Source organism: Pseudomonas sp. KBN10P06128, from assembly GCF_037574945.1.
GTDB lineage: Bacteria > Pseudomonadota > Gammaproteobacteria > Pseudomonadales > Pseudomonadaceae > Pseudomonas > Pseudomonas aeruginosa.
Window position 1 is genome coordinate 4983329 of record NZ_JBBELR010000001.1, and the last position, 15340, is coordinate 4998668.

At 67.1% G+C, this 15340-nt stretch carries 17 protein-coding genes; 4 read left to right on the top strand and 13 right to left on the bottom strand.

All coding sequences use genetic code 11. The features are described from left to right. Together VQ065_RS23340 and VQ065_RS23345 are read left to right on the top strand one after the other, a co-directional pair. Positions 1–312: a DUF1244 domain-containing protein gene (locus VQ065_RS23340; RefSeq protein ID WP_003091898.1), complete on the top strand. Its 312-nt coding sequence runs from the start codon at positions 1–3 to the stop codon at positions 310–312. Between the two features lie 51 nt (positions 313–363). Further along, a complete protein-coding gene (locus VQ065_RS23345; protein ID WP_003091899.1) occupies positions 364–702 on the top strand; it encodes a HopJ type III effector protein in 339 nt (112 codons plus the stop codon). 179 nt (positions 703–881) lie between these two features. Here VQ065_RS23345 and VQ065_RS23350 read toward each other — a convergent pair whose 3' ends face one another. The 10 genes from VQ065_RS23350 to VQ065_RS23395 all read right to left on the bottom strand — a co-directional run bounded on the left by VQ065_RS23350 (position 882) and on the right by VQ065_RS23395 (position 9298). Further along, the gene (locus tag VQ065_RS23350) at positions 882–1097 is read right to left on the bottom strand and encodes a TOBE domain-containing protein (RefSeq protein ID WP_003091900.1); all 216 of its coding nucleotides are present in this window, start codon (positions 1095–1097) and stop codon (positions 882–884) included. A 40-nt stretch (positions 1098–1137) separates the two neighbouring features. Continuing rightward, positions 1138–1962 carry an aliphatic sulfonates ABC transporter ATP-binding protein gene (gene ssuB, locus VQ065_RS23355; protein ID WP_003119579.1) on the bottom strand — a complete coding sequence of 275 codons (825 nt, stop codon included), beginning with the start codon at positions 1960–1962 and terminating at the stop codon, positions 1138–1140. Continuing rightward, on the bottom strand, positions 1959–2747 hold the full coding sequence (gene ssuC, locus VQ065_RS23360) for an aliphatic sulfonate ABC transporter permease SsuC (RefSeq protein ID WP_003091909.1): 789 nt from the start codon (positions 2745–2747) through the stop codon (positions 1959–1961). Before ssuC ends, ssuB begins: the two co-directional genes overlap by 4 nt. A 20-nt stretch (positions 2748–2767) precedes the next feature. Further along, positions 2768–3916, bottom strand: coding sequence for an FMNH2-dependent alkanesulfonate monooxygenase (ssuD, locus tag VQ065_RS23365; RefSeq protein WP_003091910.1), 1149 nt, complete (start codon positions 3914–3916; stop codon positions 2768–2770). 77 nt (positions 3917–3993) lie between these two features. Then, positions 3994–4965 carry a sulfonate ABC transporter substrate-binding protein gene (locus tag VQ065_RS23370; RefSeq protein ID WP_003091913.1) on the bottom strand — a complete coding sequence of 324 codons (972 nt, stop codon included), beginning with the start codon at positions 4963–4965 and terminating at the stop codon, positions 3994–3996. A gap of 118 nt (positions 4966–5083) precedes the next feature. Beyond that, positions 5084–5677, bottom strand: a complete 594-nt coding sequence (ssuE, locus tag VQ065_RS23375) for an NADPH-dependent FMN reductase (protein ID WP_003091915.1) — start codon at positions 5675–5677, stop codon at positions 5084–5086. A gap of 153 nt (positions 5678–5830) precedes the next feature. After that, on the bottom strand, positions 5831–6580 hold the full coding sequence (locus VQ065_RS23380; RefSeq protein ID WP_003091922.1) for an ABC transporter ATP-binding protein: 750 nt from the start codon (positions 6578–6580) through the stop codon (positions 5831–5833). After that, the gene (locus VQ065_RS23385) at positions 6577–7401 is read right to left on the bottom strand and encodes an ABC transporter permease (RefSeq protein ID WP_003091924.1); all 825 of its coding nucleotides are present in this window, start codon (positions 7399–7401) and stop codon (positions 6577–6579) included. Before VQ065_RS23385 ends, VQ065_RS23380 begins: the two co-directional genes overlap by 4 nt. Positions 7402–7404: 3 nt before the next feature. Next, the gene (locus VQ065_RS23390) at positions 7405–8409 is read right to left on the bottom strand and encodes an aliphatic sulfonate ABC transporter substrate-binding protein (protein WP_003091926.1); all 1005 of its coding nucleotides are present in this window, start codon (positions 8407–8409) and stop codon (positions 7405–7407) included. A 250-nt stretch (positions 8410–8659) separates the two neighbouring features. Beyond that, the gene (locus VQ065_RS23395; RefSeq protein WP_003091927.1) at positions 8660–9298 is read right to left on the bottom strand and encodes a peroxiredoxin; all 639 of its coding nucleotides are present in this window, start codon (positions 9296–9298) and stop codon (positions 8660–8662) included. Positions 9299–9503: 205 nt separating this feature from the next. On the opposite strand from VQ065_RS23395, the gene VQ065_RS23400 reads away from it, so the two are divergent. Both VQ065_RS23400 and VQ065_RS23405 read left to right on the top strand, forming a co-directional pair. Beyond that, positions 9504–9713 (top strand): DUF6316 family protein, encoded by a 210-nt coding sequence (locus tag VQ065_RS23400; protein WP_003091929.1) that lies wholly within the window; start codon positions 9504–9506, stop codon positions 9711–9713. A 202-nt stretch (positions 9714–9915) separates the two neighbouring features. After that, a complete protein-coding gene (locus VQ065_RS23405) occupies positions 9916–11487 on the top strand; it encodes a malate:quinone oxidoreductase (RefSeq protein ID WP_003091930.1) in 1572 nt (523 codons plus the stop codon). A gap of 223 nt (positions 11488–11710) precedes the next feature. Here the strand turns inward: VQ065_RS23405 and VQ065_RS23410 are convergent, their stop codons facing one another. The 3 genes from VQ065_RS23410 to pap form a co-directional block, all read right to left on the bottom strand. Further along, the gene (locus VQ065_RS23410) at positions 11711–12376 is read right to left on the bottom strand and encodes a YceH family protein (protein ID WP_003091932.1); all 666 of its coding nucleotides are present in this window, start codon (positions 12374–12376) and stop codon (positions 11711–11713) included. 128 nt (positions 12377–12504) lie between these two features. Then, entirely contained in the window at positions 12505–13689 is a 1185-nt protein-coding gene (locus tag VQ065_RS23415; RefSeq protein WP_003091933.1) for a thiolase family protein, read from the bottom strand. Between the two features lie 152 nt (positions 13690–13841). After that, positions 13842–15332: a polyphosphate:AMP phosphotransferase gene (pap, locus tag VQ065_RS23420; RefSeq protein ID WP_003091935.1), complete on the bottom strand. Its 1491-nt coding sequence runs from the start codon at positions 15330–15332 to the stop codon at positions 13842–13844. Positions 15333–15340: the final 8 nt, after the last annotated feature.

The window sequence follows — 15340 nt, forward strand, 5'->3', positions numbered from 1 at the left end:
ATGACCGCAGCCAACCTCACCGAACAGCAACGCCTGGAACTCGAAGCCGCCGCCTTCCGCACCCTGGTCCATCATTTGCAGACCCGCAAGGACGTGCAGAACATCGACCTGATGAACCTCGCCGGTTTCTGCCGCAACTGCCTGTCCAAGTGGTACAAGGCCGCTGCCGACGACCTCGGGGTGGAAGTCAGCAATGACCAGGCCCGCGAAGAGATCTACGGCATGCCCTATGCCGAGTGGAAAGCCAAGTACCAGAAAGAAGCGAGCCCGGAACAACAGGCCGCCTTCGCCAAGAGCCAGGGCAACGCCTGAGGCCACCGGGCCCCTTGCCAACCCTGCCCCAGACACCATGAGCCTGTTTCGATGACCCTGACCGACTTCCGCGCGCGCCTGCGCAGCGAACACCACCTGTTCACCGACACCCTGGCGTTCATCGCCGAGCACTACAGCTACACGCCGAGCGCCTTCGACAACGGCAGCGTGAGCAACCCGGCCGGGCAGAACGAAGGTTCCTGCAAGACCCTGGGCTTCGCCATCCTCGAGGGCCTCAGCCTCGAGGAAACCCTGCTGGCCTTCGGCGAGCACTACCGCGCGGTGCGCGATAACCCGGAAGGCGACGACCACGCCAACATCCGCGCCCTGCAACAGACCGGCCTGGCCGGCGTGCATTTCGAGCGCCAGCCCCTGTCGCGCCGGGGCTGAGAAGTCCCGGTCGACCCCACGGCGGATGACTGCGAGCGGTTATTCGCCCTATCGACCGCTCCATAGCGACCCACGCCAGCCGTCGCCACCGGCCGGCCTTGCCGATACGCGACGAAAAAAGGCGGGGCCCCCTCGGGGTCCCCGCCCTTCTCGGCGCCGCAAGCGCGGCGCAGCCAGCGTCACAGCTTGGCGATGGATACCTCGGTGGACTTGACGAAGGCGATCACTTCGCTACCGATGGCCAGCTCCAGTTCCTTCACCGAACGCGTGGTGATCACCGAAGTGACGATCCCGGCGGCGGTCTGCACGTCGATCTCGGAGAGCACCGGCCCTTCGATGATTTCCTTCACGGTGCCCTTGAACTGGTTACGAACGTTGATGGCTTTGATGGTCATGGCGTTTCTCCTGGGGGGATTCGGAACGAGGCATGGTTGGTTAGAGCGCCCAGCGCAGTTGCGTGGGCAGGGGTGAAACGGGTTCGGGTTGCGGCGGCAGCTCCGGCTGCGCCAGCACCCGGTTGAGCACTTCGGCTTCCAGCGCGGCCAGTCGCGCCGAGCCACGCGAGCGCGGCCGGGGCAGTTCCACCGGCAGGTCGAGGCCGATCTCGCCGTCCTCGATGAGGATCACCCGGTCGGCCACCGCCACCGCCTCGCTGACGTCGTGGGTGACCAGCAGGACGGTGAAACCGTGTTCGCGCCAGAGTCCTTCGATCAGGTGCTGCATCTCGATCCGGGTCAGCGCGTCGAGCGCGCCGAGCGGCTCGTCGAGCAACAGCAGGCGCGGCTCGTGGATCAGCGCGCGAGCCAGCGCGACGCGCTGCTTCTGCCCGCCGGACAGGGCCGCCGGCCACTCGTTGGCACGCTCGGCCAGGCCGACCGCCCGCAGCGCCTGCAGGGCCTTCGCCCGCCAGTCGCCGCGCAGGCCGAGGCCGACGTTGTCGATCACCCGCTTCCACGGCAGCAGGCGCGAGTCCTGGAACATCAGCCGGGTGTCCTCGCGGGCCTCGGCCAGCGCCGCCGAGCCGGCCAGCAACTCGCCGCGGCTGGGCTGGTCGAGGCCGGCCAGCAGGCGCAGCAGGGTGCTCTTGCCGCAGCCGCTGCGGCCGACGATGGCGACGAACTGCCCGGCCGGAACCAGCAGGTCGATGTCCTTGAGCACCTCGCGCTCGCCGAAGCGCCGCGCCACTCCGCGCAGGGCCAGCGGGATACCGCGCTTGAGGCGCTGCGGAGTGCCGCCAAGGGCGGCGTTGTGCGCGTTCATGCGCCACCTCCCTTGACCTGGTAGGCCGGGTGCCAGCGTAGCCAGACGCGTTCCAAGCCGCGGGCGGCGAGGTCGGCGAGCTTGCCGAGGACGGCATAGAGCAGGATCGCCAGGACCACCACGTCGGTCTGCAGGAACTCGCGGGCGTTCATCGCCAGGTAACCGATGCCGGAGCTGGCGGAAATGGTCTCGGCGACGATCAGGGTCAACCACATGAAGCCGAGGGCGAAGCGCACCCCGACCAGGATCGACGGCAGCGCGCCGGGCAGGATCACCTGGCGGAACAGGGCGAAGCCGGACAACCCATAGCTGCGCGCCATCTCCAGCAAGCCGGGGTCGATGCCGCGGATGCCGTGGTAGGTGTTCAGGTAGATCGGGAACAGCGTGCCGAGGGCGACCAGGAAGATCTTCGCCGACTCGTCGATGCCGAACCACAGGATCACCAGCGGGATCAGCGCCAGGTGCGGCACGTTGCGGATCATCTGCACCGAACTGTCGAGGAAGCGTTCGCCCCACTTCGACAGGCCGGTGACGAAGCCCAGCACCAGGCCGATGGTGCCGCCGATGAGAAAGCCGATCGCCGCGCGCCAGCCGCTGATCGCCAGGTGCTGCCAGATCTCGCCGCTGCGCAGCAGCGCCCAGCCGGCCTCGAGCACGGCGCTGGGCGCGGGGAGGATGCGGCTGGACAGCCAGCCGAACTCCACCGCCGCCTGCCATACCGCCAGCAGGACCAGCGGCAGGGCCCAGGGCGCCAGGCGCTCGGCCAGTCGTTTGGAAATGCTCATGTCGTTCGCTCCGACCGCTCTCAACTCTGCGCGGCCTGCCGGGGCAGGATGTCGTTGGCCACCATCTCGCCGAACGGGCTGACATAGCCGCGTCCCTCGGGCTGCGCCGGGCGCTGCACGTCGAGGTGCGGGAACAGCAGTTCGGCGACCCGGTAGGACTCTTCCAGGTGCGGATAGCCGGAGAAGATGAAGGTATCGATGCCCAGCTCGGCGTACTCCCTGACCCGCGCCGCCACCGTCGGCCCGTCGCCGACCAGCGCGGTGCCGGCGCCGCCGCGCACCAGGCCGACGCCGGCCCAGAGATTGGGGCTGACTTCCAGGTTGTCGCGCGAACCGCCGTGCAGCGCGGCCATGCGTTGCTGGCCGACCGAGTCGAAGCGCGCCAGGGAGGCCTGGGCGCGGGCGATGGTGTCGTCGTCGAGGTGCGCGATCAGTCGATCGGCGGCCTGCCAGGCTTCCTCGCTGGTCTCGCGGACGATCACGTGCAGGCGGATCCCGAAGCGCACCTGGCGGCCCTGGCGGGCGGCCTTCTCGCGTACCTGGGCGATCTTCTCGGCAACCGCCGCCGGCGGCTCGCCCCAGGTCAGGTACAGCTCGACCTGCTCGGCGGCGAGGTCCTGGGCGGCCTCCGAGGAGCCGCCGAAGTACAGCGGCGGACGCGGCTGCTGCAACGGCGGATAGAGCAGTTTGGCGCCCTTCACCTGGATGTGCTTGCCGGCGTAGTCGACGGTCTCGCCCTCCAGCACACGACGCCAGATGCGGGTGAATTCGACCGACGCCTCGTAGCGTTCGGCGTGGCTCAGGTGCAGGCCGTCGCCAGCCAGTTCGTCGGGATCGCCGCCGGTGACCAGGTTGAACAGCGCGCGGCCGTTGGACAGCCGGTCCAGGGTCGCCGCCTGGCGCGCGGCGACGGTCGGCGAAATGATCCCGGGACGCAGCGCGACGAGGAACTTCAGGCGCTGGGTTACCGGGATCAGCGAGGCGGCGACCAGCCAGGAGTCCTCGCAGGAACGTCCGGTGGGGATCAGTACGCCGCCGAAGCCCAGGCGGTCGGCGGCCTGGGCGATCTGCTGCAGGTAGCCGTGGTCGACGGCACGGGCGCCCTGGGTGGTGCCCAGGTAGTGGCCGTCGCCGTGGGTGGGAAGGAACCAGAAAATCTCGAGGCTCATCGCAATTGACTCCAGGGTGAGCGCGCCGGCGTGGCGTAGCCGCGCGATGATCGTGTCGGTATGTGGGCGGTACGGGCTCAGGGTGCGCTGGCGACCTTGCCGGCCGGTGGCGTCCAGATCACGTCCTTGATGCTCAGCGGTTTGGGAATCAGCTTCAGCTGGGTGAAGGTGTCGGCGATCTTCTGCTGCGCCTCGACCACCGCCGGGGTGATCAACTGCGCGCCGTAACCCTGGCGCTTCACCGCGGTAAGGGTGATGTCGGCGGGCAGCCCGAGCAGCGGCGCGACCTGCTCGGTCACCTGCTGCGGGTTGGCCCGCGACCAGTCACCGACCTCGCGGATCTCGTCCACCAGCTTGTCGAGCACCTGCGGATGCCGTTGCGCGTAAGTCCGGGTGGCGAGGTAGAACTGGTGGTTGTCGACCAGCTCGCGACCATCCACCAGGACCCGCGCGGACAACTGCTTCTCGGCGGCGGCCTGGTAGGGGTCCCAGATCACCCAGGCGTCGACGCTGTGACGCTCGAAGGCGGCGCGGGCGTCGGCCGGCGGCAGGTAGACGGGTTGGATGTCGCTGTACTTCAGGCCGGCCTGCTCGAGGGCGCGGACCAACAGGTAATGCACGTTGGAGCCCTTGTTCAGGGCGACTTTCCTGCCCTTCAGCTCGGCCACCGAACGAATCGGCGAGTCCTTCGGCAGGAGGATCGCCTCGCTGGTCGGCGCCGGCGGTTCGTAGGCCACGTAGAGCAGGTCGGCGCCGGCGGCCTGGGCGAATACCGGCGGGGTTTCCCCGGTCACGCCGAAGTCGATGCTGCCGACATTGAGTCCCTCGAGCAATTGCGGGCCGCCGGGAAACTCGGTCCATTGCACCTTCACGCCGTCTTCGGCGAGACGTTTCTCCAGGGTGCCGCGGGCCTTGAGCAGGACCAGGGTGCCGTATTTCTGATAACCGATCCGCAGGGTGTTGGCCGACTTCTCGTCGGCCTGGACGCCGTAGGACAGGGCCGCCACCAGCAGGGCCGCCAGTCCACGACGCAAAGCGATGGTGCGCATGGCGCTCTCCTTTGTCGTTGTGGGTGCCGAACCTGCCGCGCCGTTGACGGAACAGTGAGGTCGTCGTGTGTGCGTTGTGCAATCGGGCCGCGGCGCGCGTGCGCTGGCGGCGGACGGATCAGATGCTCCAGCGGGCGTTCACCAGGCGCTCGTTGAGCAACTGCGGGTCGATCGGCTGCGGCCGTCGCGAGAGGGCCAGGTGGAAGGTTTCCAGGGCGTTTTCCAGGCGCTGCTCGAGGACCGGCTCCAGGCGCGCCGGGTCGCTCTCGGTGGCGTAGGCGATCTGCTTGTCCACGGCGAATACGCCGTGCAGCACCTCCTGGGCCTTGAGCGCGGCCAGTACCGGCTTCAATGCGTAGTCCACGGCCAGCATGTGCGCGCTGCTGCCGCCGGTGGCGAACGGCAGCACCACCTTGTGCTCCAGGGCGCGCTCGGGCAACAGGTCGAGCAGGACCTTCAGCGCGCCGGAAAACGAGGCCTTGTACACCGGGGTGGCGACCAGCAGGCCGTCGGCGCGGCCGATCTGCTCGGCCAGCGCCAGTACCGGCGGACTGTCGAGGCGGGCACGCAGCAGGTCCTCGGCGGGAAAATCCAGCACCTGGTGGCTGGCCACCTCGACGCCGCGACGGCTCAGCCAGTCCCTGGCACGCTCCAGCAACACCCCGGAGCGGGAGCGTACGCTGGGACTTCCGGCGATGGAAACGACGAGCATGGGGGGATTCCTTATAACCGGAAAACAGAATATTCGTTTGGCTTGCTAACCAAGTTGCATAGACCTTAACAGGCGGCCTCATATTCCAATAAATGTTTTTTATTCATTTATTTATTCCATAAAGCATATAAGAACCCGATTCGGGGTCTTGCCTCAGAGCACGTGTGCCCGCTGCATTTCGGTCAGGGCCTCGCCGCGCAAGTAGGCCAGCTCCACCGCCCGGCGATCGCGGGGACGCGCCAGCGGTACGTGGAACTCGCGGCGGATGTGTCCGGGACGGCCGCCCATCAGCAGCACGCGGTCGGCGAGATAGAACGCCTCGTCGAGATCGTGGGTGACCAGCAGGACGCTGATCTCGTAGTTCTGCACCACGTCCTGCAGCAGGTCCTGGAGGCGCATGCGGGTGAAGGCGTCGACCGCGCTGAACGGCTCGTCGAGCAACAGCACCTGCGGCCGTCCGTAGAGACCGCGAGCGATCGCCGCGCGCTGCGCCATGCCGCCGGACAGTTGCTTGGGCAGCAATCCTCCGCAGCCGGCCAGTCCGACATCGGCGAGCAGGCGCTCGACCCAGTGCTCGTCCTCCAGCCAGCCGTCGGCGAAACCGACGTTCTGCGCCACCGTCAGCCAGGGCAACAGGCGCGGCTCCTGGAACACCACGCCGATGCCGCCGCTGCGGCCGTTCTCGCCGTCCGGGCCGAAGCCGAGGATCGGGTTGCGTTCGACAGTGCCCTGGAAGTCGTCATCCAGTCCGGCGGCGATCCGCAGCAGGGTGCTCTTGCCGCAACCGCTGGGGCCGAGCAGGCTGACCACCTCGCCGGGCGCCAGCGACAGCGCCACGCCCTCCAGCACCCGCGTATCGCCATAGGCCTTGCGAATCTCCAGCAGGTCGAGCAGGCCGCTCATGCGCCGCCCTCCCCGTCGAAGCTGTCGCGCCAGCGCAGGGCCCGGCGCTCCAGCGAGCGGAGCAGGCCATCGCTGAGCTTGCCGAGGGCCGCCAGGACCAGGATCGCGGCGATCACCAGGTCCGGACGCGAGGTTTCCCGACCGTCGCTGAGCAGATAGCCGAGGCCCTGGGTGGCGGCGATCAGCTCCGCCGCGACGAGGAACATCCAGCTCAGGCTGAGCGCCCCGCGCAGGCCGGTGAACAGGTTCGGCAGCGCCGCCGGAAGGAGGATGCGGCGGACCAGGGCGAAGCGCGACAAACGGTAGAGCCGCCCCAGTTCCACCCACTTGCGATCAACCCCGCGTACCCCGGCGACCAGCGCGAGGTAGACCGGGAAGAAGGCGCCGAGGGCGATGAGGACGATCTTCGGCGTCTCGTCGATGCCGAACCAGAGCAGCAGCAAGGGCACCCAGGCCAGGCTGGGGATCGCCCGCAGGGCCTGGAAGCTCGGCTCGAGGTAGGCTTCGGCGCGACGACTGAGGCCGACCCAGGTTCCGACCGCCAGGGCCAGGCCGCTGCCGATCGCGAAACCGGCGGCGACCCGCGCCAGGCTCGCGCCGACATGCCCCCACAGCTCGCCGCGAGCCAGTTCCACCAGGGTCAGCAGGATGCCGCTCGGCGCTGGCATCTGGTAGGCCGGCAGCCAGCCCAGGCGCACCAGCGCTTCCCACGACGATAGCGCCAGCAGCGGCAAGGCCCAGGCCCGCCAGGCGCCCGGCACGCGCAGTCGCCACGCCCGGCGCGAGACTCGCCGGGCCAGTCGCAGGCTCTGGCTGACCATGGCTCAGGGCTCCGTGCGCGCCAACGGGGCACCGCCGATGACCTCGGCGGCCCACTGCGGCGCGATCAGTTCTTCGACCACCTTCTGCACGTCCACGCCCGGCCGCACCAGGCGCTCGTCCGCCAGGATCGGCGCCGCGGCCTTGAGCGCGGCGACCTGTTCGGCGCCCGGCAGCGGCTGGCTGAAATCGGTGCGCGACAGTTGCAGGCGAGCCACTTCCAGCGGCAGGCCGGCTTCCTCGGCAAGCAGTTGCGCGGCCTCGTCGGGGTGCCCGATCACCCAGTGGCGCGCCTGCTCGTAGGCCGCCAGCACCTGGCGGATCAGTTGCGGATGGCGTTCGGCGAAATCCTCGCGGACGTTGAGCACGCCGTAGCTGTTGAATCCGAGGTTGCGGTAGAGCAGCCGCGAGCCGGCCTGCAACTCGCTGGCCGCCATGTGCGGATCGAGCCCGGCCCAGGCGTCGACCTGGCCCTTCTCCAGGGCTACCCGGCCGTCGGGATGCTGCAGGTGGACGATACGCAGGTCGTTCTTGTCCAGGCCCACGCTGTGCAGGCTGCGGAGCAGGAACAGGTAGGGATCGGTGCCCTTGGTGGCAGCCACCTTGCGCCCCTTGAGTTCGGCGAGGCTGCGGATCGGCGAATCCTTGCGCACCAGCAGCGCGGTCCACTCCGGGCGGCTGGCGACGTATACGGTACGTACCGGGCTGCCGTTGGCCCGCGCGAGTACCGCGGCGAGGCCGGCGGTCGAGGCGAAATCGACGCTGCCGGCGTTGAGGTACTCCAGGGAACGGTTGCTGCCCTGGCTGAACACCCAGCGCACCCGGGTGCCGCTGCCGTCCAGGCTTTTCTCCAGCCAGCCGAACTTCCTGAGCGCCAGGCTGGTGGGGGCGTAGTAGGCATAGTCGAGACGGATTTCAGCGGGGGCGTCGGCGGCTTCGGCCGCGGGAAACACGGCAAGAACGGCGAGCAGGGCCAGCCAGGCCCGGCAGCGACGGAGAGCGGCGATCATGCGTCTGCTCCTGGAAGGAGGTGGATGAGCGAGCCTTCTCCCCGTCTGGCGGGCAAGTCAGAGCCGGTTTCGGAAATGGATGGCGGATAAAAAGCGTCGCGGCGACGCGCTGGCGCACATAAAAAAGAGGGCCGGTCGAAACCGGCCAAAAACCCTGCTCGTGGCTAAACAGCGTTGCATGACGGCACGCACCGTCGAATAAAAGGTCCCGCCTGCCGTGCCTGCCCATGCAGGCGGGACGAATCCGGCCTCAGCGGTTGGGCTGGGGCGTCAGGCGCAGGTAGGGCTTCACCGCGCGGTAGCCTTTGGGGAAACGCCGCTTGATCTCTTCCTCGTCCTTCAGCGAAGGCACGATCACCACCTCGTCGCCGTCCTCCCAGTTGGCCGGCGTGGCGACCTTGTGCTCGTCGGTCAGTTGCAGCGAATCGATCACCCGGAGGATCTCGTTGAAGTTGCGCCCGGTGCTCGCCGGGTAGGTGATGATCAGGCGCACCTTCTTGTTCGGGTCGATGATGAACAGCGAACGCACGGTCAGCGTGTCGTTGGCGTTCGGGTGGATCAGGTCGTAGAGTTCGGAGACCTTGCGATCGGCGTCGGCGATGATCGGGAAGTTGACCCGGGTGTCCTGGGTCTCGTTGATATCGTCGATCCACTTCAGGTGCGAGTCCACCGGGTCCACCGACAGCGCCAGGACCTTGACCCCGCGCTGGGCGAACTGGTCCTTGAGCTTGGCGGTGAAGCCCAGCTCGGTGGTGCACACCGGGGTGAAGTCGGCCGGGTGGGAGAACAGCACGCCCCAGCTGTCGCCCAGCCATTCGTGGAGGCGGATGCGCCCTTCGCTGGAATCCTGTTCGAAATCGGGGGCGATGTCGCCGAGTCTGAGGCTCATGGGGTCACTCCTTGTTCGTGTTGGAACCCACTATGCCCAAGGCCGTTCGACGTTAAAAAGAATAAATTAAGATTTTCTTATAACCAAAAATAGAATACCCAACCCTTCGCCTGGAAATCCGTCCCCTTTCGTCCGCCGGCCTGCCGCCCGACCACCCCCCGCCTACACTGAAATCACCTTGGCCCGCCATCCAGGAGTCGCCGCCATGTTGGGGAAACGTTCCACCGATCCCGTCCCGGCCACCCGCTTCCGCAGCGATCGCATAAGTTCGGTGAATGGCCAGTACTTCTTCTCCACCCGCGAAGGGACCCTGGAAGGTCCCTACTTCACCCGTTTCGACGCGGAGCGGGAAATCGACGCGTATATCCGCAGGATGCGCCAATCGGCGGAAATCCAGGCGCCGGGTTCCCACTGAAACGATACAGGCGCGGAATTTATTTCCCGGCGGCTGAAACGTTCAAGAAAGGGAAGGCAGGTATTCTCGGCGGAACGCCGAGGCAAATGTCACCGCATGTGAACGCACTCACATCGGGGGTGAGTTCCAGTATCATTCACCCGGTGAATACCTGCCACGTCGTGCGTATCCACGCTTCTCCACGTTTTCTAGCGGTAAATCCATGAAAAAAATCTTATTGATGCTTTTGTGCGTCAGCGTGCTGGGTTGCTCCAAAAACAGCGTCGAATCGGAAAAACCGGTCGACGTGCTCCTGATCGGTGGCGGCATCATGAGCGCCACCCTGGGTACCTATCTGAACGAACTGGAACCGGGCTGGACCATCGAGATGGTCGAGCGCCTGGACAAGGTCGCCGAGGAAAGCTCCAACGGCTGGAACAACGCGGGCACCGGTCACTCGGCGTTCTGCGAACTGAACTACACCAGCGAGGCCGCGGACGGCTCGATGGATATCAGCAAGGCGGTGGCGATCAACGAGAACTTCGAGATCTCCAAGCAGTTCTGGGCCTACCAGGTCGACCGCAAGGTGCTGAACGATCCGAAGTCGTTCATCAACAACGTCCCGCACATGAGCTTCGTCTGGGGCGACGACAACGTCGCCTTCCTCAAGAAGCGCCACGCCGCCCTGCAGCACAGCTCGCTGTTCCGCGGCATGGAGTACTCGGAAGACCCCGAGCAGATCAAGCAGTGGGTGCCGCTGGTGATGGAAGGCCGCGAGCCGGGGCAGAAGATCGCCGCCACGCGCATGTCGATCGGCACCGACGTCAACTTCGGCGAGATCACCCGCCAGCTGGTGGGCTCGCTGTCGGCCAAGGACACCTTCAAGCTGCGCCTGCAACATGAGGTCCGCGACCTCAAGCGCAACGACGACAACACCTGGACCGTGACCATGGCCGACCTGGCCAACGGCGACAAGGAAACCAGCGTCAAGGCCAGGTTCGTCTTCATCGGCGCCGGTGGCGGCGCGCTGAAGCTGCTGCAGATGTCCGGTATCCCCGAGGCCGAAGGCTATGCCGGCTTCCCGGTGGGCGGTTCGTTCCTCGCCACCACCAACCCGGACGTGGTCAAGCGCCATCTGGCCAAGGTCTACGGCAAGGCTTCGGTGGGCTCGCCGCCGATGTCGGTGCCGCACCTCGACACCCGCATGATCGACGGCAAGCCGGTTCTGCTGTTCGGTCCGTTCGCCACCTTCTCCACCAAGTTCCTGAAGAACGGCTCGCTGTGGGACCTGCCGGGCTCGGTGACCAGCAGCAACATCGGCCCGATGTTCAACGCCGGCATCGACAACTTCGATCTCAGCCAGTACCTGATCGGCCAGCTGATGCTCAGCCAGGACGACCGCATGGCCTCGCTGCGCGAGTACTTCCCGGAAGCCCGCGACGAGGACTGGAAGCTGGTGCAGGCCGGCCAGCGCGTGCAGATCATCAAGAAGGACGCCGAGAAAGGCGGCGTACTGCAATTCGGCACCGAAGTGGTGACCGCCGCCGACGGCTCCGTCGCCGCCCTGCTCGGCGCCTCGCCGGGCGCCTCGACCGCCGCACCGATCATGCTGTCGGTGCTGGAGAAGGCCTTCAAGGACAAGGTCGCCACCCCCGAGTGGCAGGCACGCCTGAAGGAAATCGTGCCGTCTTACGGGCGCAAGCTGAACAACGACATCGAGCTGACCAACAGCACCCGTGCCTGGAGCAGCGAGCGCCTGCAACTGATCCACGTGCCGGTACAGCCGGAGGCCTGATCGGCCACCGACGCGCGCGCATGAAAAAGCCCGGCAATAGCCGGGCTTTTTTGGGTTGGCGTTCGCCTTGCGGGGCGGCGCATCGGCGGATAACGCCGCTGGCGTTATTCGCCCTACCCGACAGGCAGCGCCGCCCACAAAGTCACTGCGGGCCGTAGGGCGGATAACCGCTCGCGGTTATCCGCCGGAACCTGCATGTCACCGATTGCGCCCACCCGCGATATCACGCCCCTCCTTCGAGCCTGGCCAGGCGCTCCTCCAGCGCCGCCAGGCGCGTCTCCAGCTCGGCGATCCGCGCTTCCGCATCGGCCGACAGAGCGGCCGGCGCGGCGCGTTCTGGGTCGCTGCCCATCGCCTCCACGGCGGCCTCGAGGTCGGCCTGGCTGCCGAGCAGGTGCATGTAGCGCTCCTCGCGCTGCCCGGCGCGACGCTCCAGGTGCACGGCCAGGCCACGGCCGGCGAGGCGTTCCAGGTGGTGGCGGATCTGCTCGACGTCGTCGAAATCGTGCAGGCGGTTGCTGCGGGTGAGCAGTTCGTTGAGGGTCTGCGGACCACGCAGGAACAGCAGGCCGAGCAGCGCCACCTGTGGCGCCACCAATTCCAGGCCCTTGCCCAGGGTGTGCTCCCAGCGGTCGGCGCGGCTGCCCATCACCAGCCTGACCAGGCCGCGCCCCTCGAGCTGGCGCAGGCTCTGGCCGACCTGGCCGGGCGTGAGGTTCATCACCGGATCGCGGCTGGTCTTCTGGTTGCAGGCCAGGACCAGGGCATTGAGGGTCAGCGGATAGGTTTCCGGAGTGGTCGCCTGCTTCTCGACGAGGCTGCCGAGAATCCGTGCATCGACGGCGCTCAGCGGGTCGTCGACGAACGGCGAGTTGGGCTCGGTGGACATCGCTACATCCCTATGCAAGGAAAAAGGCGCCTAGCCTAGCGCGAGTCGCCGGGGATGGCACGGAGCGTCATGTAAATAAAACCCATGAGGCGAACCCCGGCCTGCGGGGCCCGCCGTCGCGCACGGGCTCAGCGTACGGCTTCGAACAGCCCGCTGGCGCCCATGCCGCCGCCGACGCACATGGTCACCACGCCGTAGCGCAGGTTGCGCCGGCGCAGTTCGCGGACCAGATGACCGACCTGGCGCGAGCCGGTCATGCCGAACGGGTGGCCGATGGCGATGGAGCCGCCGTTGACGTTGTACTTCTCGTTGTCGATCTCCAGCCGGTCGCGGCAGTACAGGCACTGCGAGGCGAAGGCTTCGTTGAGTTCCCAGAGATCGATGTCGCCGATCTTCAGCCCCTTCGCCTTGAGCAGCTTCGGCACCGAGAACACCGGACCGATGCCCATTTCGTCCGGCTCGCAGCCGGCCACGGTGAAGCCACGGAAAAAGGCCTTCGGCTCCAGGCCCAGCGCCAGCGCTTTCTCCAGGCTCATCAGCAGGGTCATCGAGGCGCCGTCGGAGAGTTGCGAGGCGTTGCCGGCGGTGACCGAACCGTCCTCGGCGAACGCCGGCTTCAGCGAGGCCAGGCCTTCGAGGGTGGTGTCCGGGCGGTTGCAGTCGTCGCGGTCGACCACTCCGTCGAGCACCTGCTTCTCGCCGCTGGCCTTGTCCTCCACCGCGTAGCGGGTGGTCATCGGCACGATCTCGTCGGCGAACAGCCCGTCCGCCTGGGCTCGCGCCATCCGCTGCTGGCTCTGCAGGGCGTAGGCATCCTGGGCCTCGCGGGTGATGCCGTAGCGACGGGCGACGATCTCGGCGGTCTGCCCCATGGGGTAGTAGATGCCCGGCACCTCCCTTTGCAGCAGCGGGTTCACCAGGTGGTCGGTGTTGACGCTCTTCAGGGTCAGGGTGATCGACTCGACGCCGCCGGCGACGATCACCTCGCTGCAACCGGAAGCGATCTGGTTGGCGGCGATGGCGATCGCCTGCAGGCCGGAGGAACAGTAGCGGTTGAGGGTCATCCCCGGCACCTGGATGCCGAGGCCGGAGAGCACCGCCACGTTGCGCCCGATGTTGTGGCCCTGGGCGCCTTCGTTGGAGCCGGCGCCGACGATGCAGTCATCCACCAGCAGCGGGTCGAGGTCGTTGCGCGCCAGCAGCGCGTCGACACAGTGGGCGGCCATGTCGTCCGGCCGGGTCAGGTTGAACTTGCCGCGGAAGGACTTGGCCAGGCCGGTCCGGACGCTGTCGACGATCACCACTTCACGCATGGGGGAACCCTCGCTGTTATTGTCGGGCGGCCGCCGGGGCAGCGGCCGGATCGAGCGAGGATAAGGCGAGGCAATCGCGCGAGGCACCGATCATTCATCCGGCGTATGCGTCGCCATCCCCTGGAGAGGACGGCGCCGCATTCCGGCAGGCCTCACTTGTCCTTCTTGTACGCCGCCTCGATGGCGTCGTTGATGGTGCGCAGCACCTTGACCCGGGCGAAGCGCTTGTCGTTGGCTTCGACCAGGGTCCAGGGCGCGATCTCGGTGCTGGTACGGTCGACCATGTCGCCCACCGCGTCCACGTACTGGTCCCACTTGTCGCGGTTGCGCCAGTCTTCCTCGGTGATCTTGTAGCGCTTGTAGGGGGTTTTCTCGCGCTCCTTGAAGCGCTCCATCTGGGTCTGCTTGTCGATCGCCAGCCAGAACTTCACCACGATGATCCCGTACTCGCTGAGCTGCTCCTCGAAGTCGTTGATCTCGCCATAGGCGCGCAGCCAGTCGGCCGGAGCGCAGAAGCCCTCGATGCGTTCCACCAGCACGCGGCCGTACCAGGAACGGTCGAAGATGGTGAACTGGCGGCGCGCCGGGATGTGCCGCCAGAAGCGCCAGAGATAGGGCTGCGCGCGCTCCTCTTCGGTCGGCGCGGCGATCGGCACGATATGGTACTGGCGCGGGTCCAGCGCGTCGGTGACACGGCGGATGGCGCCGCCCTTGCCGGCCGCGTCGTTGCCCTCGAACACCGCGACCAGCGAATGCTGGCGGAAGCGCTTGTCGCGGATCAGCCCGGCCAGGCGCGCCTGCTCGGCGGCGAGCTGCTCCTTGTAGGCGTCCTTGTCCAGGTACTGGCCCAGGTCCAGGGAGTCCAGCAGGCCACGGTTGTCCAGGCTCGACACCAGCGGTGCGGCGTGCGGCTGGCGCTTGGCGCGCTCCTTGGTGGCCAGCGCGGCCTGCAACCCTTCGAGGAGGATGCGGCCGACGGTCAGGGCGCGGTAGCGCTCGTCCGCGCCTTCCACCACGTACCAGGGCGCGTAGTCCCGGCTGGTGCGGCGCAGCACGCGCTCGCCGTAATGCACGAAGCGGTCGTAGACCTCGCTCTGCTTCCAGTCCAGCGGACTGAGCTTCCAGCTGTGCTGCGGATCCTTCTCCAGCGCCTTGAGACGCTCCTTCAACTGTTTCTTGGAGAGATGGAACCAGAACTTGAAGAGCAGCGCGCCTTCGTCGCAGAGCATGCGCTCGAAGCGTTCGGCGGCATCGATGGCCTGGTCCAGCTTGGCCTCCTTGATATGCCCCTCGACCCGCGCGTAGAGCATCTGGCTGTACCAGTTGCCGAAGAAGATACCGGTCCGCCCCTTGGGCGGCAGGCGCCGCCAGAAGCGCCACTGCGGCGGCCGCTCCAGTTCCTCGTCGGAGGGACGGAGGAAGCTCTGCACCTCGATCAGGCGCGGGTCCATCCACTCGTTGAGGAGCTTGACCGTCTCGCCCTTGCCGGCGCCCTCGATGCCGTTGATCAGGATGATCACCGGGAAGCGCGCCTGCTGCTTGAGCTCGAACTGCGCCTCGAGCAGCGCTTCGCGCAACTCGATGACGGCCTTCTCGTAGGTGTCCTTGTCGATGCTGTGGCCAACTTCCGCGGATTCGAACATGGAGGTCT